The sequence below is a fragment of the Bradyrhizobium canariense genome, assembly GCF_900105125.1.
Classification (GTDB): domain Bacteria; phylum Pseudomonadota; class Alphaproteobacteria; order Rhizobiales; family Xanthobacteraceae; genus Bradyrhizobium; species Bradyrhizobium canariense_A.
This window is the reverse complement of record NZ_LT629750.1, coordinates 7,150,834-7,167,844: the sequence shown is the minus strand read 5'-3', so window position 1 is coordinate 7,167,844 and position 17,011 is coordinate 7,150,834. Positions and strand designations below refer to the sequence as shown.

General features: G+C 58.1%; 15 protein-coding genes and 1 pseudogene. 13 read left to right on the top strand and 3 right to left on the bottom strand.

The window, feature by feature from the left end; all coding sequences use genetic code 11:
• Positions 1-209 precede the first annotated feature (209 nt).
• The 4 genes from BLV09_RS33820 (at position 210) to BLV09_RS33805 (ending at position 5,721) form a co-directional block, all read left to right on the top strand.
• Positions 210-917, top strand: a complete 708-nt coding sequence (locus tag BLV09_RS33820) for a gluconate 2-dehydrogenase subunit 3 family protein (RefSeq protein ID WP_244548885.1) — start codon at positions 210-212, stop codon at positions 915-917.
• Positions 918-926: 9 nt separating this feature from the next.
• Positions 927-2,705, top strand: a complete 1,779-nt coding sequence (locus BLV09_RS33815; protein WP_146690510.1) for a GMC family oxidoreductase — start codon at positions 927-929, stop codon at positions 2,703-2,705.
• A complete protein-coding gene (locus BLV09_RS33810) occupies positions 2,698-3,945 on the top strand; it encodes a c-type cytochrome (RefSeq protein ID WP_146690509.1) in 1,248 nt (415 codons plus the stop codon). The genes BLV09_RS33815 and BLV09_RS33810 overlap by 8 nt, the downstream gene beginning before the upstream one ends.
• A 144-nt stretch (positions 3,946-4,089) precedes the next feature.
• Complete coding sequence (locus tag BLV09_RS33805; RefSeq protein ID WP_146690508.1) at positions 4,090-5,721, top strand: MASE4 domain-containing protein; 1,632 nt, start codon at positions 4,090-4,092, stop codon at positions 5,719-5,721.
• Between the two features lie 411 nt (positions 5,722-6,132).
• On the opposite strand, the gene BLV09_RS33800 is transcribed toward BLV09_RS33805, so the two are convergent.
• Both BLV09_RS33800 and BLV09_RS38665 read right to left on the bottom strand, forming a co-directional pair.
• Complete coding sequence (locus BLV09_RS33800; protein ID WP_146690507.1) at positions 6,133-6,858, bottom strand: sensor histidine kinase; 726 nt, start codon at positions 6,856-6,858, stop codon at positions 6,133-6,135.
• 111 nt (positions 6,859-6,969) lie between these two features.
• Positions 6,970-8,022, bottom strand: coding sequence for a YkgB family protein (locus BLV09_RS38665; RefSeq protein ID WP_146691418.1), 1,053 nt, complete (start codon positions 8,020-8,022; stop codon positions 6,970-6,972).
• 177 nt (positions 8,023-8,199) lie between these two features.
• Between BLV09_RS38665 and BLV09_RS38660 the strand changes: the two genes are divergently transcribed.
• The 8 genes and pseudogenes from BLV09_RS38660 (at position 8,200) to BLV09_RS33760 (ending at position 13,905) form a co-directional block, all read left to right on the top strand.
• Entirely contained in the window at positions 8,200-8,607 is a 408-nt protein-coding gene (locus tag BLV09_RS38660) for a LuxR C-terminal-related transcriptional regulator (RefSeq protein ID WP_349536703.1), read from the top strand.
• A gap of 330 nt (positions 8,608-8,937) precedes the next feature.
• The gene (locus BLV09_RS33785; protein ID WP_244548884.1) at positions 8,938-9,318 is read left to right on the top strand and encodes a response regulator transcription factor; all 381 of its coding nucleotides are present in this window, start codon (positions 8,938-8,940) and stop codon (positions 9,316-9,318) included.
• Positions 9,299-10,075 (top strand): sigma-70 family RNA polymerase sigma factor, encoded by a 777-nt coding sequence (locus BLV09_RS33780; RefSeq protein WP_244548883.1) that lies wholly within the window; start codon positions 9,299-9,301, stop codon positions 10,073-10,075. Before BLV09_RS33785 ends, BLV09_RS33780 begins: the two co-directional genes overlap by 20 nt.
• A 51-nt stretch (positions 10,076-10,126) precedes the next feature.
• On the top strand, positions 10,127-10,684 hold the full coding sequence (locus BLV09_RS33775; protein ID WP_167558972.1) for a flavin reductase family protein: 558 nt from the start codon (positions 10,127-10,129) through the stop codon (positions 10,682-10,684).
• Between the two features lie 41 nt (positions 10,685-10,725).
• On the top strand, positions 10,726-11,379 hold the full coding sequence (locus BLV09_RS33770; RefSeq protein WP_146690502.1) for a TMEM175 family protein: 654 nt from the start codon (positions 10,726-10,728) through the stop codon (positions 11,377-11,379).
• A gap of 116 nt (positions 11,380-11,495) precedes the next feature.
• On the top strand, positions 11,496-11,627 hold the full coding sequence (locus tag BLV09_RS38535; protein ID WP_283806809.1) for a hypothetical protein: 132 nt from the start codon (positions 11,496-11,498) through the stop codon (positions 11,625-11,627).
• Positions 11,628-11,639: 12 nt separating this feature from the next.
• Positions 11,640-12,830 (top strand): annotated as a pseudogene (locus tag BLV09_RS33765) (LLM class flavin-dependent oxidoreductase); the annotation flags it as partial.
• A 526-nt stretch (positions 12,831-13,356) separates the two neighbouring features.
• A complete protein-coding gene (locus tag BLV09_RS33760) occupies positions 13,357-13,905 on the top strand; it encodes a DoxX family protein (protein WP_197685002.1) in 549 nt (182 codons plus the stop codon).
• 467 nt (positions 13,906-14,372) lie between these two features.
• Here the strand turns inward: BLV09_RS33760 and BLV09_RS33755 are convergent, their stop codons facing one another.
• Positions 14,373-15,380, bottom strand: a complete 1,008-nt coding sequence (locus tag BLV09_RS33755; protein WP_146690501.1) for an alpha/beta fold hydrolase — start codon at positions 15,378-15,380, stop codon at positions 14,373-14,375.
• Between the two features lie 450 nt (positions 15,381-15,830).
• On the opposite strand from BLV09_RS33755, the gene BLV09_RS33750 reads away from it, so the two are divergent.
• The gene (locus tag BLV09_RS33750; protein ID WP_244548881.1) at positions 15,831-16,649 is read left to right on the top strand and encodes an alpha/beta fold hydrolase; all 819 of its coding nucleotides are present in this window, start codon (positions 15,831-15,833) and stop codon (positions 16,647-16,649) included.
• The last annotated feature ends 362 nt before the right edge of the window (positions 16,650-17,011 follow it).

The following is a 17,011-nucleotide window of genomic DNA, read 5'->3' as shown; positions in this document are numbered from 1 at the left end:
CATGTGTCCCGCACCTGTCTTCGTCTCTCCAGGAACTTCGAGTAAGGTCATGACTAGGTTTCGAAACCGATTGATCGCAATCGAACGGCGCTGGCGGCCGTTGACTCCATTGGCTAATGTCGAGGAAACGCCCCCGCTAAAAAGGCGAGGAGAAAGTTCCCATGGATAAGAACGACAGCGATCGTCTCTACTTCCATCGACGCGAATTGTTGGCCGGCGCCGCCTACCTGATGTTGGGTCTGTCCAAGGCTCACGCGACCATCATTGTTGATCATCTACCCTGGACACCCAACGCGGGTAACCCGCCGGCGGCTGCCCTGCCGGGCCCTTGGGTATTCTTCACCGTCGATGAAGGTAGCGCCATGGAAGCGCTCGCCGATTGCATTATCCCGCCCGACCCGCAGACTCCCGGCGGCAAGGATTCTGGATCCGCCGTATTCATCGACCGTCAACTCGCGGGCCCTTACGGCCGTCAGGACGGTCTCTACGTCCGCCCACCCTTCATGAAAGGCACCAAGAGCCAAGGTCAGCAGTCCGAGAAGGGACCGGCCCAGGAATATCGCGAAGGGCTCGCGGCGTTCGATCGTGCATGCAAGGCGAGGTTCGGCGGCAAGGCGTTCGCCGATCTATCGGATCAGGACAAGGACACGGTCCTGAAGGGATTGGAGAGCGGTGACTTCAAACTCGACGGCACCGACGGCAAGGCTTTCTTCGAGCAGGTCATCAAAGACGTCCAGATGGGCTTCTTCGCCGATCCGATCTACGGCGGCAATCGCGATATGGTCGCGTGGAAAATGATCGGGTACCCGGGATCCCGATACAACTATTTGGATTGGGTGAACCGGCACAACGAGCGCTTTCCGCTGCCGCCTGTCAGCATGACGGGCCGGGCGGAATGGACACCACAAACGCGTTGAGGACGGATCATGGCGAAGAGACTCCCGAAGAAAGATGTCGTGATCATCGGCCTCGGTTGGACCGGATCGATCATGGCCAACGAACTCACGGATGAAGGCCTGGAGGTGATGGCCATCGAGCGCGGACCGTGGCGCGATGCGCCGACGGACTTTCCGCCTGATTACATGCAGGACGAGCTTCGGTACCGCGTGCGTCACGAACTGTTCCTGCGCCCGGACCAGCTTACATTCAGCTTCCGCAACAAGGTCGACCAGACCGCTCTGCCGATCCGAAGCTGGGGCGCGTTCATGCCGCCGAATGGCGTCGGTGGCGGTGGCGTTCACTGGAACGCCGAGATGTGGCGATTCCTGCCCTCCGACTTCGTGCTGAAGACTCATCTCACCGAGCGCTACGGGGCGTCCTTCCTGCCCAACGACATGACGATCCAGGATTGGGGCATCACCTACGACGAGATCGAACCCTTCTACGATCGCTTCGAATACCTCTGCGGCACGTCGGGAACGGCCGGTAATCTCAAGGGTCAGATCCAGCCTGGCGGCAACCCCTTCGAAGGGCCGCGTTCGCGGCCCTACCCGACGCCGGCACAAGCACAGCCGTTCAGCCAAACGCTGTTCGGCAAGGCCGCGCGGGATCTTGGTTACAAGCCGTTTCCTCAGCCTTCCGGCAATCTCTCCCAAGCCTACACGAATCCGCTCGGCCTCAAGATGGGACCATGCACGTACTGCGGATTCTGCGAATGGTTCGGATGCAGCAACTATTCAAAAGCCAGTCCGCAAACCACGCTCCTGCCCTATCTTGTTCGCAAGCCGAACTTCTCCGCTCGTGACAACTCGGAAGTGACCAAGATAAACGTCGACAAATCCGGGCAGCGCGCGACCGGCGTGACCTTCGTCGACTCGAGCGGCGTCGAATGGGAGCAGCCCGCCGACCTCGTCATCCTTGCGGCCTATACGATGTTTAACGTGCAACTCCTGCTGCACTCGAAGATCGGCAAGCCCTACGATCCGGTCGCTAACGCCGGCGTGGTCGGCCGCAACTACACCCATCAGACCATTTCGAGCGTGAACGGCTTCTTCGACAACAAGAAGTACAACTTCAATCCGTTCATTGCATCGGGCTCGATCGGCATGTGCATCGATGAGTTCAACGGCGACAATTTCGACCACGGACCGCACGGCTTTGTGGGCGGAGGTTACATGGGACAGGTGCAGACCGGCGCCCGTCCCATCGAAAGCACGCTCGTCCCGCCTGGTACCCCCAAGTGGGGCGCGGCCTGGAAGACTGCCGTAAAGGAAAACTATCTTTCGACGGTGAAGCCCGGCACCGGCGTCCATGGCAGCTTCTACGCCTATCGTGACGTCTATCTCGACCTCGATCCTACCTACACTGATCGTTTCGGCCGACCGCTGATGCGGATCACGATGGATCTGAAGGATAACGAGGTAAAACAGAACAAATTCCTGACCGACAAGTTCGCCGAAATCATCAAGGCGATGGGGGCGGATAAGCTCGCCATTCAATATCGGACCGCGCCCTACGACATTTCGACCTATCAGACGACCCACCTCAACGGCGGCGCGATCATGGGCGCGGACCCCACGACGAGCGTGCTCAACAGGTATCTGCAGAGTTGGGACGTTTCGAACCTGTTCGTTTTGGGCGCCAGCGCCTTCCCACAAAACGCGGGCTACAACCCGACGCTGACGGTCGGCGCACTCGCATACTGGGCGGCCGCGGCGATCCGCAACAAGTATCTCAAGAACCCCGGGAGGCTGGTGGATGCGTAGCGCCCGTCGATCCATTTTCGCGGGCGCCGCCATCGCCCTGTGTGCAGTAACGTCTGCGAAAGCCGGAGATTCCGACCCCCAGGAATTCACGCAAATCGAGCGCGGACGCTATCTTGCAGTCCTGTCTGATTGCGCGAGTTGCCACACTGTGCCCGGCAACAACCAGCCGTTTGCCGGCGGGCGGCCGATCGAAACGCCCTTCGGTAACATCGTGGCACCGAACATTACGCCGGATCTTGAGACAGGAATTGGAAGCTGGAGCGATGATGCGTTCGACGCCGCAATCCGCAAGGGCTTGCGGCGGAACGGGTCACGGCTCTATCCAGCGATGCCTTACACCGCGTATACGAAAATGTCGCGCGACGATGTATTGGCGATCCGCGCCTATCTCAACACGGTGACACCGGTCCACAATGCCGTCGTCGCGAACACCTTGCCCTTTCCGTTTAACATCCGCGCATCGATGCGCGTGTGGAACGCGCTATACTTCAAGCAAGGCGGCTACAATGCCGACCCACAAAAATCCGCCGAATGGAATCGCGGTGCGTTCCTCGTGGATGGTCCGGGTCATTGCGGCGCCTGCCACACCCCCAAGACGTTCCTGGGCGGCGACAAGACCGAGCAGTATCTGCGGGGCGGCTTCCTGCAAGGATGGTCGGCGCCGGACATCACCAACGATGCTCGGGTCGGCGTGGGCACCTGGTCGACGGAAGACTTGGTCGCGTACCTGAAGAGCGGCCACAACCGCGTTTCGGCCGCGACAGGACCGATGGCCGAAGTCGTCTCTCTCTCGACGGAGCACATGACGGATCCCGATTTGAAGGCGATGGTGACGTACCTGAAGTCGCTGTCCGGCAAACAGGACCGCCCCGAAGCACTACCGAAAGAGGATCCCGCGATGGCCGCTGGATCCGCCATCTACCGCGATCAGTGTTCGGCATGCCACGGCCTCGATGGCAAGGGCGTCGCTGAACTGTTCCCGTCGATCGCCGACTCGTCGATGGTGAGGTCCGACGATCCGACGACCTCGATACGCATCGTGCTGCGCGGCGCCCGAAGCGTCGGGACTCAAGCGCAGCCGACGGCCTCCGGGATGCCGTCCTATGGCCGCCAGCTTAGCGATGCACAGATCGCCGCGGTGCTTACCTACATGCGCAACGCTTGGGGCGCGTCCGCAGCACCCGTCGAGGCCGCCGACGTGGCGCGAGTTCGCTCCGATACGGCATTGCGACCGGACTGAACGGCAGATTGCTCACCGCGGTTGTGTTCGAAGACACTGGTGGCGTGCTTCTCGACTGCGCTCCATGCGGCAGACCGTGATAAGAATGGCGAAGCTGTTTGCGCTTCGTGCCGTGCGTTCCGGCCGCTGCCAAGGGTCGCTTCGATGATAAAGCAGGCCATCATTGTCCAAGAGGATCAGCCTTTCACCCTTGCGAGCTTATCGCCCAGCCGGCCGCAGAGACGGCTAGTCCTTTTGGTCGCGCTCGCCTTGGGCGCCCTTTTCATCATGGCGGTGCAGCACTCGCACATCCAGTTGGGGCGGATCGACGCCTTCGTCCCGGCCTATGGCACGGCGATCTTCGTGAATGACTTGATCACTTCGGTCCTGCTGTTCAACCAGTTCGCCATTCTGCGTTCGCGTGCCCTCCTCGCAATCTCGAACGGGTATCTCTTCATGGCGCTCATGGTTATCCCGTGGATGCTGACCTTTCCGGGGTTGTTCACGCCAAATGGCCTGCTTGGCGCGGGGCTACAGAGCACAAATTGGCTAGCTGTTCTGCGGTACACCGGTTTTCCGACCGCCGTCATCGCATATGCCCTTTTGAAGGATGCCAATCGACCCAACCGATGGTGGGAGCGCTCATTGACCGCGACCATCCTTTCGAGTGCTGCGATGTCCGCCGCCGTCGTGTGTGCCATGACTGTTCTTGTCACAGCGGGCGATGCATACTTGCCCCGCATCTCAATCGATCGTGTGCATTTTTCCACCTTCTTGCTCTATATTGCCAGTTGTCTAATCCTGTTGAACGCAGTTGCACTCATTTTGCTCTGGATCCGACAGCGTTCGGTGCTCGATCTGTGGCTGATGGTGGTTGTTTGCGTATACGCAATTGAGATCTATTTGGTCTCGTTTCCCGGTCTGGCCCGGTTCAGCGTCGGCTGGTATGCCGGCCGGGTCTTCGGGTTTGTCTCCAGCATCCTTGTTCTCTTTGTCCTGTTGTATGAGATAACGACGCTTTACGCCCACCTGCTCCGCGCTGTCTTGGCGCAACGTCGCGAACGTGAGGCCCGGCTGATGACCGGTGACGTCGTATCGGCTTCAGTCGCCCACGAAGTCAAACAGCCGTTAACGGCGATCATAGCCAGTGCCAACGCAGGACTGAATTGGCTTGATCGCGTCGAGCCTGAACTCGATGAGGTCAGGCGGGTATTGCGGCGAGTCGTGACCGCCGGACGCCATGCGGATGCCGTGATTGAAAATATCCGTGCGCATTTCAAGAAGAGCGCACAGCCGCGCACTTCGCTCGATATCAACGATGTCATTGAGGAAGCTCTGGCCGTCGTCCGCGACAAGCTGCAGACTCATCGGGTCGCCGTTCAAGCCGCCCCTAACAAACGGCTGCCGCGCATAAAGGGCGAGCAGGTCCAGCTCCAGCAAGTGCTCCTGAATTTGATTACGAACGCCATTGATTCTATGGCCACGAAGAATGGGGAGCGGGTGCTATCCATAAGGTCTGAAGTGCATCACTCTGGGTGCGTGATGGTATCCGTGGAAGACACGGGCAAGGGCCTCGAGCCTGGCGCCATGGATCGGATATTCGACCCGACGTTCACGACCAAAGCGCACGGTATGGGCATGGGGCTGTCGATCTGCCGGTCGATTATCGAGGAACATGAAGGGCAATTATGGGTGACCGCCGATAAGGGCCGCGGCGCGGTTTTTCAGTTCACGGTGCCTGTAGATTTGGGCAGCGCATCAGCCGACCTTTCTAACGCTTTTGGACAGGCTCTGTGACGAGCGAGCGCGGTCGAACCATGTTGATGCTCGAAGCATCCCGCTGAGAACTCGATCCGGTTGGCCCGGGAAGCCACTGCGCTGACGGCAGATGGGACGATCGTTACGCCGAACCATAGCCCCACTGCCGAGCGCGCGGTTCGCTTCCTTGCGGCGCCCCGCGACAGCCTTCTTGCCTGAGCCGTTCTGACCTCGCTTCATGCGACCACTCCTCAGGTCCAGGGATAGCACCGGCCCCGCCGAGGCTTCATCTCGCGCATACCGCCCGGCTCGACTTCGACCAAAGGAGCGGCGATCGTCTTCGATGCCAGAAGACGCTGGTATCGGTGCCTGACTCGGCGAACCAAGCTTCGGCCTTTCACAGATCACGTGGTTTCCTACTGCGAGCCGCATCTCTGTCGGGCGTTTCGTCTAGGACTCATCGATCTCGATCAGCATTTGGCAAACGAACCCTGCCCGATCAAAGCTCAGCTCAACTTGCGCATTCCTGAGCACCTTCGTTATGAGACGTAAGCCGAACCCCTTGCGATCCGGCTCTCGTACCTCGGGCCCGCCGCGTTCGCGCCACTGAATGGCCAACCTGCGGCCCGCGCCGTCGGAAAGCAGCTCCCAAAGCACCTCAACCTGTCCGGATGCAGTGGTAAATGCCCCATACTTGCTGGCGTTAGTTGCAAGCTCGTGTAGCGCCATGTGAAGCGAAAGCGCGAGCCGCGGCTCAAGCTCGACGTCCGGCCCTGCCGCACGGATACGATTCTTTCGGACTGCGGCATATGACTTCAGCGTCTGCTCCAGCACCTCACTCAAAGCAATGTGCTGTACGCGCGTGCGCTCGATCAGATTGTACGCGTCCGATAGACCGGCGATTCTTGCTGAAAGCGCCGCACGATATTCGTCCGCCGTGGACGACTCCGTCTCACTAACGAAGCACTGGACGACGGTCAGAAGGTTTCGGATCCGGTGCTGCAGTTCGTCCACCAATAGGTTGAGAGATGGACCGGCCTCCATGCGCTCACCTTGTTGCTCGCAAACACTGGCCGAGCTCTCGCGACTGTCGCAGTTTATCTCGTCCGAAGTGTTGCCAGGCTTCAGACTGAGATCGAGGGACTTCGCCAAATTCTCAACGTCTTCAGCTTTCATCTGCGTCCCGACAATCTATTTATCGCTTTTCTGCGGAAACCAGGACGGTGATCTGGTTGGCGTTGGAGGAGCGATTGGAATCGCAGAACTCGCCAGGCATTGCTGCGCGGTTCAACGCATGTCCTTCGCGAAGGCGTTTGATGTGGAGAGGGTCGAAACCGTCCTGGCATTCCTGTTGGAAAGTAACACCCTCACCAGGTCCTGCTTCAGCAAATAAACTGATACAGCAAGAAGGACGACATCCTTCACCAGGAACGGCACGTTGCCGGCCATCGCAGGAAACCCCGCCGCTGGATCCCAACCATCCGGCATGAACGGGATGATCGTGAGCGTTGTTAGAAATGTAACTGTTGAACCAAGGGCCCCTAGAACTCCGAATCTCTTATCCCAGAATCCCGCAAACAAAAGCGCGCAGATCGGCCACTCTGACGCACCCAGGAACCGGGCTCCCCCGCGAAGGCCAAAAGCCGGGTAGAGCCAGAAGAGAAACGGACTATGGCTGATGAATGGAAACATCACCTGCGCTGCATATTGATGCCATTTGGTGTATCCAAAAAACGCGAATATGATCACCATCGAGGCCCGCAATACGTGGTACTCGAGACCTTCCCTAAGAAGACCAAGGCCACCCAATATCCTGGCGAGATATTTGATCAGATGATTGGTTGTTCCGCTGCCCTCGGCAGAGGGTAGCGCCCTCACGACATCCTGCTTAAGCAAATAGAATGACGCGGCGAAAAGCACTACATCCTTCATAAGAAAGGGAACGTTGCCGGTCATCGCGGGAAAGCCCCCGGCGACCTCGTCCCACCCGTTCGGCATGAACGGAATAATAGAGACGGTCGCCAGGAACGTAGCGCATGATCCGAGCGCACCAAGGATTCCCGCCTTCTTGTTCCAAAATCCCCAGAACAGAAGCAGGCAAAACAACCATTCCGTGAAGCCCAAGAGCCAACTAGCCCCGCGAATTCCGAAAGCCGGGTACATCCAGGAAATTAGCGGCCCGTTGCTGATAAAGGGAATTAAAACCTGTGCTTCGTACTCGAACCACTTCTGATAACCAAATAGCAAGAATACGATCACCATCGACGAGCGAATCAAGCGATAGTCTAGATCCCCTTTGAGAATCCCGGACTTGGTCAATGCCTCAATGAGGTGGTTCATCATTATCGCCTCGCTGCGTCTGCTATTGCTACTCGCCCACGACCTACTTTCGTCTGTCGCTCCTTTTTGGTTACAGGCACACTTAGAAGTTTTTCGTCGACAGCATCTCGGTTTGGTCAGCGAGAGATGCCGAGGCTGGATAAGTGAACGCCGGGTATCTAGGCTCTCGTGCCGGGAATGCCGCGAGACTGTTATCGGCGAGAGCATCGCGATGCAGAACACGAAACGGCCGACTTAGAGCCGATCGTCAAAGCGCTTCAGATCATCTCGAAGAGATTAGTTGCGAAGGTTCATCTAAGGCTCTTCTTAAAGAAAAGCTCAACAATTGCAGAACCGATCGAGGCGCCGGTGCCGGGAGAGCGCACAGATTGCGCAACTGCAAGATCGGTGTGCACTTCTGACGCCTCGCGAGCGGAGGTGATGGCGCTCGTCGCGTCCGGGCTCATGAACAAGCAGATCGCGAACGAACTTTCGATCGGCGAAACCGCCGTGAAGATGCATCGTGGCAGCGTTATGCGAAAGCTAACAGCTAAATCCGTAGCGATGATCGCTTGGATGGCGGAGGCCATCGACATCCGGACGTAAGGCGGGCGCGCAACACCTCAGGTTGCCGCAACAGCAGAACCGGCACTGCCTCACCGTTGAAAACCCATACCAAGGTATGGGCTATCCATCACAACCGAGAGCTTGTGACTGTGCGACACCGAAAGCATGGTTCGGCTGCACCTTGTGCCGTCATTCGTCACTCGTGACTGCGGCTTACTAGGGAGATGATGCCATGCACATCCTTTCTCCGTTGTATAATGGTCCTCCTTGCCTCGAATGCCTAACAATCAGCAGCTCAGCCTCACTGGGGATAGCGTCTTCCCCCCGTCGCGTTGCCAGGATTTCGCGGATCTGGCGAGGTTCCATTCGGTGACAAGTCCGCTCGTCGCCATCATCGATGATGACGAAGCGCTGTGCTCGTCCCTTGCGGATCTGATGCGCTCCGTCGGCTATCGCGCCGAGCCTTATGCCTCGGCGGAGACGTTCCTGGCGACGTCCAGCCTGTTCGGTTCGGACTGTATCATCGCTGATGTTCATATGCCCGGGATGGGCGGACCTGACCTCGTGCGAAAGCTCCACGAACAAGGCATCACGACCCCCGTAATCCTCATCACGGCTCTGCCTGACACGCATTTGGACGATGAAGCGATCTCGGTCGGCGCCCAATGTCTTCTGAGGAAGCCGTTCGAAACTAGCGTTCTGCTTGAGTATATCGAGAGGAGCCTTTCCAATGACCGCCCTCCACGATAAGGCTGTTGACGCCTCAGCATTCAGCTCGTCGCCACGCCTCGGCGAGGCTACTCTGGAGCCCTCGGCCTCCGACTTCAAAGTTTGTCCTTGGCGAACCGCACGAACACCATCGCCTTCCGAAAATTGGGACACGCGTTCCGAGCGGTGGGGCTGTCTTATGGTTGCCGCGCAAGCTGGCGACCGCCAAGCCTACGAGCAGTTGCTTCGAGAATTGGATGTGTGGCTGCGCCGCTACTATGCGCGACGTCTTCCGCCCTCTGCGGCCGACGACGCGAGGCAAGACGCCCTTCTTGCGATTCATGCCAAGCGGCACACCTACGCGCCATCGAGATCCCTCGGGGCCTGGGTAGCAGCGATTGCACGCTATAAATGGATCGACCGGATTCGAGACGCGTCACGCTTCAAAGCCCTGGCGCTTGACGACGAAATTCCGATTGAAGATCATGGAGAAGCGACGCTAAGTGCCACCGCCGTGGATGGCCTGCTTGACCGGTTGAAGCCCGCCCAAGCGAGCGTGATCCGCCTGGTAAAATTGCAGGGTCTCAGCATCAAACGCGCCTCCGGCGCCACCGGCCAATCCGCAGCTCTCGTTAAGGTCAACATCCATCGTGGCCTCAAGAAGCTGGCGGAATTGGTCGCCGGTGATGTTACCGCACCAAAGACATCCGTAAATTCTTCGGAGTTTGGCAAGGGGCAGCACCGTCGGCCTGGTCCCTCTCAAGAAAGAGACGACCTGCAGAAACATGGGGCGCCCTGACGCAGCCGGCGCTTCTCGCGCTCATGCAACTCACGAGGGATGCTTTCAACAATGTCTCAGATTTCGGCTTCATCGATGCCCCAGGCAAGCACTTTCGCTGAAGTTGAAACAGATTCCTTCCGCGCGGCGATGCGGGAGTTGGCCGGCGGCGTGGCCGTGATTACAGTCGGCAAGGGTAGTGACATTACCGGGTTCACCGCCACCTCTGTCTCGTCGTTGTGCGCGGCCCCACCACGACTATTGGTTTGTGTCGCTCAAAGCTCTGACTCCTGGCGGGCGCTTCAGCGACATCCTTATTTCGGCGTAAACCTGTTGCGCAACGAAGAGCACGCACTTGCAGACCGTTTCGCAGGAAGAGACGGCCTCGAAGGAACTGCTCGATATGCCGGCACCCGATGGACCACGATGCTGACTGGTACAGCCGTCCTCGAGAACGCCCTCGCCGCCTTTGATTGCGAGGTCACGGAAATGCTTCCGCGCTATGATCACGCCATCATCATTGGTCGCGTTTGCGCGCTCCGCGCCTCTGCCGGATCTTTCCCGCTCGTCTATTGGCAAGGCGGATACCATCCGTTCGAACGGGCCATTGTAAACCCTGGAGATCGCTAGGCCAAACCGGCAGGAGAACATCACCGTTAAGGGAGAGCGAGATGACTGAGCGAGAGCTGAAACCCGATCGGCTGAGCGCATTTTCGGATGGAGTGTTCGCGGTCATTATTACGATCCTGGTGCTTGAGTTGAAGCCGCCACACTCTCCTAGTTTTGAGGCGCTTCTATCACTGTGGCCGACCGCGGTGAGCTACGCGGTCAGCTATCTCTTCATCGCAATTGTCTGGATCAACCATCATCATCTGCTTCGCTACGCCGAAGTCGCGACCAGCCGTTTGATTTGGGGGACTTTTGCACATTTGTTCGCTGTCTCGCTCATGCCGTTCTCAACGGCATGGATCGCGCAAACCGACCTCGCGGCAGTTCCCGTCTCCGCTTACGCTGGCGTCTTCGTTTTGGTGAACGCGACGTACATTCTTTTGTGCATGGAGGTCATCGACCGGCCTCAAAGCAAGGACGTGCCTCGCCGTGCGCGAATGATGATGCGAGCTCGCTCGGTGGTTACGCTCGGACTCTTTGCGTCGGCCGCTGTTGTTGCACTTAAGCATCCGATCGGCGGGATGACTCTGATTTGCCTCTGTCTCGTCGTTTACCTTCGCCCAGAGGCGCCAGAAATCAAATCGGGACGCCATGGAGCGGATGTGAGCGGAAGCCGCCTATCACCAACTGGGCTTGCGGGACCGCCACTCGCGTGAACATCAGCGATTTCCTGAACGCGCGAATTGCACACTGATCCCTCGATCGCAAGCAGCAGAACACCGATCGAATCTGGCAGGCAGGATCGACCGTACATCGACATGAGGAGAGAGCCATGAAAAAGAACCCGATGATCCTCAGCGCGTTTTTCTTCAATCCGCAAGGCGACCATCGCATGTCGTGGCGCCATCCGGATGCTCCGGGCCGAGAGATTTTTGATCTCTCCTACTATCGCAAACTGGCATAAGCCGCGGAAGCCGCCTGCATGGATACGATTTTTGTCGCTGACCACGTGGCGATGTGGGACACGTATGAGAGCAATATCGCACACTATGCCAACGCGCGGCTTGAACCGGTCACGATGCTCGCAGCCCTTGCAGCGGTGACACGTCATATTGGTTTGATTGTTACTGCTTCGGCTTCGTACAGCGAGCCCTACAACATCGCCCGCGCTTTTGCGTCACTCGACCACCTCAGTAATGGCCGGTTCGGTTGGAACGTCGTTACGTCGGGTATGAACGAAGAGGCCATGAACTTCGGCCGCGACGCCAATATCGAGCACGCCTCTCGCTATGAACGTGCAGAGGAGTTTCTCGAGGTCACAAAGGCCCTATGGGACAGCGTCGAGGATGACGCGTTGCTGCTTGATAAGAAGTCTGGCTTCTTTGCAGATCCGAAGCGCGTCCACCGCATCGATCACGTCGGGAAGTATTTCAAGGTGCGAGGCCCCTTGAATGTTCCGCGTCCACCTCAGGGATATCCCGTCATCGTGCAAGCAGGATCATCCGAGGATGGGAAGCGGCTCGCGGCGTCGCATGCCGATCTGAATTTCGCCCTGTTGCGAACGATCGAGGAAGGCCAGCGCTATCGGAAAGATTTCGATGAGCGCCTCCAGCGCGTAGGACGCCGGCCCAGCGATCTCAAAGTTCTGCCAGGCATCTTGCCGATCGTAGCGAAATCGAAGAGTGAAGCACAGGAGAAACGTGACTTCCTGGAAACACTGGTGCCCGATCGGGTTGGCGTGGATCTGGTATCGAGTTGGTGCGGCATAGACTTGTCGGCCTATCCGGTTGATGGCCCCCTGCCGCCATTGCCCGACGTGTCGACCTATGATGGTCAAAGGACGAATTTGGAAAGACTGGAGGCCTTCGCAAAGGAGAACCTCACCATCCGCGAAATAGCCCGGCGTATTTCGAATGCGGGCACGGGCCCAGTAATGGCTGGAACGCCAACGGAGATCGCCGATGAGATGGAGGCTTGGTACGTGGCGGGCGCGGCGGATGGCTTCAATCTGATGTTCCCGCTTCTGCCCGACGACTGGCTGAACTTCGCGGAACTCGTTGTGCCGGAGTTGCAGCGCCGAGGCTTGACGCGCAAAGAGTACGCAAGCGGGACGCTCCGCGACCGTCTCGGCCTACCCAAGCCGAAAAACCGCTTCAACAGCAAATAGCTCCAAACGCGTCGAAGGTTGACCACCAACGGCGCGGAGTGACCGGGCGCCTTTTCCAATTTCGGGGCTCTTGCGGCGAAAACTAAGGTGATTCGTTTCACGTCAGCGTGAGCCTGTAACCACCGGACGATTGCTCCGAACTCATCATCAGGAGCGCAATCACTCGCTTCATACATTGATGGAGCCGGACCATGTTAAAGACAATTCTTCTCGCGATTTCACTTCTCTCGTCGCTTGCGGCGATGTCCGCGAGCGCCTTCGCAGGCTCGACGATAACGGATAAGAACCATGGGCCGAGTAAGGCCAGGCTGAATGTGCAAAACAGGACTGCTGGTGCGCGAAGCGATTTTAATTCCGCACTCGCCTACGATCAAACAGCATCACGTTTGCAACCCGTAACTGCCCCCAACGAGGGTGGGTCCCCATGGCGTTACTACGGAGGCCCGCACCCGCGGTGACTTCCATCAAGAGCAGTAATTTCCAGCTCGTCGCAATTTCCGGAGCCCCTGAAACGTGAGACGCAAGCATGAGCACGCGCGACGCAAGATGCAAATCCACTGCCCATGATGCCGCCATTATAACCCTCTATCGCCGAGTTGTTGTCTCGCCAATGATAGCGCATTGGGCGCCGCTGCCACTGCGGCTGATCGTGGGCTATGGGTTCTGCGCCCATGGGTTCGCAAAGCTGCTGCGTGGCCCAGATAACTTTACCGGTCTTCTTCACGCCATGGGGGTACCGATGCCGTACTTAATGGCCTGGATCACGATCGCTACTGAGATCGTCGGGGGCATGTTCGTCATCGTCGGAGCGCTCGTTCCGATTGTCAGCGTTCCCATGGCCATTGTTTTGCTGGTCGCGATCTTCACGGTGCATCTTCAATATGGGTTTTCATCCATAAAACTCCTGGAAATCACACCCAGCGGTGCGCACTTCGGGCAACCGGGGTACGAAACCGATCTTCTCTACCTGGCTTGCATCGCCGCACTTGTCATCGGAGGAAGCGGGCCTCTGTCGGTGGATGGATGGCTTCTGCGTCGGTCGAATGCGTTCACTTCGAAGGACAGAGTCGGATAACCTGATCACCCCTAACGGTCTCGCTCGCCTTTACTCGCCACCTGGGTGAGGGCCTGCAAGGGGCCAAACTGCGCGTTTCTTTTCATCGGTCGGAGACGCGCCATGGGCGACGATGGTATGGCAGTCTGCGGCAATCGAGCAAAGCAAGCTGCGGGGTTCGGTATTGAAACCCTGCCAAGAGAAATATCAAGCATGAGCGCTCGCGCCGTCTGTTGGTCTAATCGGCAAGACGACCTGAAACTGCGCCCCGCGGGAACTCGGCGTCGCGTCAGCCGAGTCCTATTAGGTTATATCCAGACCTGATACGCGGATCTTTCGCGCAATGACGCGTTGAGGCATGCACACGTCATCTCAGTTCGAACGTTGTCCGCACCTCCGCTTGCAGAACTATCCGCGCGCATGACTGAAGGCATGAATTAGCATCACCACGGCCATCGTAACCTGAGGCAATGCCCTGCCTTCGAAGATCAGGCCGACAGGAACTTGGTTAGAATCTCCGTTGTCTCCGTGGGGTTTTCCTCGGGAAAAAAGTGGCCTCCCTTCATGGCCTGTCCATGCACATTGTCGGCCCACTTCCGCCAGATTCCCAATGCGCCACCATCCCGTTCGTAGAAGGTATCGAGTGGACCGCCGGCAGACCACAGATGCAGCATCGGGCAGGTGATACGCCGCGATTCTTTCTGATCCTCCTTGTCATGCTCGATATCCAGGGTTGCGGCCGCCCGGTACTCCTCACAGATCGCATGCACCCGAGCCGGATCTCGATACATTTCTGTGTACTCCGCTCTTACTTCGGGGCCGAACGAGCCTTGGCCAAACGGATTGTCAAATACCGCGCCTGGCGCACCCAGGAGGTATTTTTCCGGAAGCGGGGCCTTCTGCGAGAGAAGAATCCACGGCCAATAGGTCATGGCGAACCTTGCATCGGCGTGCCCCCACCCCTCTGAGATCGGGATGACATCAAACACTGCGAGACGTTGCACCCGTTCCGGGTGATCCAGCGCAAGGCGGTACGAGACACGACCACCACGATCGTGTCCGACGAGATCGAACTTGGAGAACCCGAGTTTATCCATCACGGCGACAAGTTCCTTCGCCATCGCTCGCTTTGTATACGGGTAATGATCCTCAGCGGACGCGGGCACCCCGCTGCGGCCATAGCCGCGGAGATCGACGCAAATCACGGTGTGGTCGCTGGCGAGCTGTGGCGCCACGTAGCGCCACATCAAGCTGGTTCGAGGAAACCCATGAACCATGAGCAGCGGGGATCCTTTTCCGTACCGCCTGATGAAAATAGTGTTGTCGCCGGTCTTGATCTCCGCCGTATCAAAGTGATCGGAATTAGCCGGTGTGGCGTTGCCAGCGGGTTGAGCGGCGGCGCGTTGCGACAGAAGCGCCAACGACAGAGCAGCGCCGGAAGCTGCAGTAATTGCCTGGACGAAGGTACGACGCCCGATGCTTGTTTTGTCCGTCATTTGTGATCTCCTTCAAGGTTAGTGCGTCGCTATTTGCAAACGCCCCCTTCAATGATGACCCTCTAACGAACATTAGCGCCTTCGCGGAAACACGCTTTCGCGGGATTAGCGTGTTTAAACCGTTCCTGCTGAATGAGTTTCAGACATCTGGCCTACGCGATGGCGCCAAACGATTCCATCGGGGCTAAACTTCGCCGGTTGAACAGCTATTTTTGTTGCGCGATCTGGGTTGCAGGATTCAAGTAGAAAAGATTGACCATGCCCGCCGCTCAACGAACCAAGAATTGTTCGCCAGAACGATCCTCCAGGCTGTAACCAATTTGACCGCATTTCCGAATAACAGGAGGTCCAACGTACGGAAGCGTGAACTGCGCTGACCGCCCAAAGAACGGAGAAGTCATGTCTGACGAAATCAACCACGGTCGTCGACTTTTTTTTGGCACGGCGGCCATGACAGTTGCCGCCGCGCAGCTGGGCATGACCGCTCTGGCGGCTGCACATCCTCGCTCGGCCAAGAAAGTCGTCCAAGACACGACCAACAAATCGAAAGCTGCGGAAATGAACGCCACCGTCGTTCTGGTCCACGGCGCTTGGGCAGACGGTTCCAGCTGGGCGCATGTCATTACGCCGCTGCAGTCCAGGGGCCTGAAGACAATAGCGGCTCCGATCCCGCTAACATCACTATCGGACGATGCTGCGGCGCTTGAGCGTGCGCTGGAGCGAACCGATGGGCCGGTGGTCCTTGTTGCGCATGCCTATGCCGGCGCCGTGATAGGCGCGAGCACCAACGAAAGAGTTCGGTCGCTGGTCTTTATTTCGGCTCTCTCTCCGGACGAAGGTGAAACAGTCGCCGAAGTATTTTATCGCGACAAGGCGTCTCCGGAGGCGCCGAAGCTCACTCCTGATAGTCATGGTTTCCTTTGGATGCCTGACGATCGATTTAGCGCTGCCTGGTGTCAGCACGCACGACCCGAGCAGGCGGCGCTTCTCGCGGCGACGCAGCGTCCCATTGCAGTCGCAGCTATCCAGGAAAAGGCTCCGAAACCGGCATGGAAGGCAAAGCCTTCATGGTACCTCGTCGCTGAAGAGGATCGGATAATCAATCCGGCGACACAGCTATTTCTAGCACGCCGGATGGGCGCGCGGATTCGCTCGGAAAAGGTCGATCATGCATCGCTGATCACCGCGCCGGAACTGGTCGTCGGAATGATCCTGCAGGCCGTAACCAGTTCGACCGCACATCCGAACAGCACGCAGCAACACGGCTGAACCGATCGCCAAGTGGACGAAGGAGTGAATATGAACGAAAAGTCGTATGTGGCATCGATCGGTCGGCGTCATTCCCCTGCTTTCGCATCTACCCGATGCGCTCATGCGGGTCCCTCACAATGGTAGATGCGCCGCGTCGCCTTGAAATCCTGGACGTCCGCTTCGGCCACGAATGCGTCACCCCGCTGGGCATAACCAGCGAGCTCTGATCTTTCGATTTATCAGGCCGCTTCACCCTTGGATCGGCATCCTCGGTGGAAGCCGCGGTCTCTAAAATCGCCTTCAAAATAGCCCGATCCTGCTTTTTCATCCTGGGATCGCTTGTGTAAAATCATGATTGGCAGTCTAATGGCTGCGAGGCG

Bases quoted from the DNA above. Each gene is read 5' to 3' on its own strand.
- BLV09_RS33770 (WP_146690502.1), top strand. From the start codon at position 10,726: ATGACTGAGCGAGAGCTGAAACCCGATCGGCTGAGCGCATTTTCGGAT.
- BLV09_RS33775 (WP_167558972.1), top strand. From the start codon at position 10,127: ATGTCTCAGATTTCGGCTTCATCGATGCCCCAGGCAAGCACTTTCGCT.
- BLV09_RS38665 (WP_146691418.1), bottom strand. From the start codon at position 8,022: ATGAACCACCTCATTGAGGCATTGACCAAGTCCGGGATTCTCAAAGGG.
- BLV09_RS33750 (WP_244548881.1), top strand. From the start codon at position 15,831: ATGACAGTTGCCGCCGCGCAGCTGGGCATGACCGCTCTGGCGGCTGCA.
- BLV09_RS38660 (WP_349536703.1), top strand. From the start codon at position 8,200: ATGCCGCGAGACTGTTATCGGCGAGAGCATCGCGATGCAGAACACGAA.
- BLV09_RS33800 (WP_146690507.1), bottom strand. From the start codon at position 6,858: ATGAAAGCTGAAGACGTTGAGAATTTGGCGAAGTCCCTCGATCTCAGT.
- BLV09_RS33755 (WP_146690501.1), bottom strand. From the start codon at position 15,380: ATGACGGACAAAACAAGCATCGGGCGTCGTACCTTCGTCCAGGCAATT.
- BLV09_RS33780 (WP_244548883.1), top strand. From the start codon at position 9,299: ATGACCGCCCTCCACGATAAGGCTGTTGACGCCTCAGCATTCAGCTCG.
- BLV09_RS33760 (WP_197685002.1), top strand. From the start codon at position 13,357: ATGAGCACGCGCGACGCAAGATGCAAATCCACTGCCCATGATGCCGCC.
- BLV09_RS33815 (WP_146690510.1), top strand. From the start codon at position 927: ATGGCGAAGAGACTCCCGAAGAAAGATGTCGTGATCATCGGCCTCGGT.
- BLV09_RS33805 (WP_146690508.1), top strand. From the start codon at position 4,090: ATGATAAAGCAGGCCATCATTGTCCAAGAGGATCAGCCTTTCACCCTT.
- BLV09_RS38535 (WP_283806809.1), top strand. From the start codon at position 11,496: ATGAAAAAGAACCCGATGATCCTCAGCGCGTTTTTCTTCAATCCGCAA.
- BLV09_RS33810 (WP_146690509.1), top strand. From the start codon at position 2,698: ATGCGTAGCGCCCGTCGATCCATTTTCGCGGGCGCCGCCATCGCCCTG.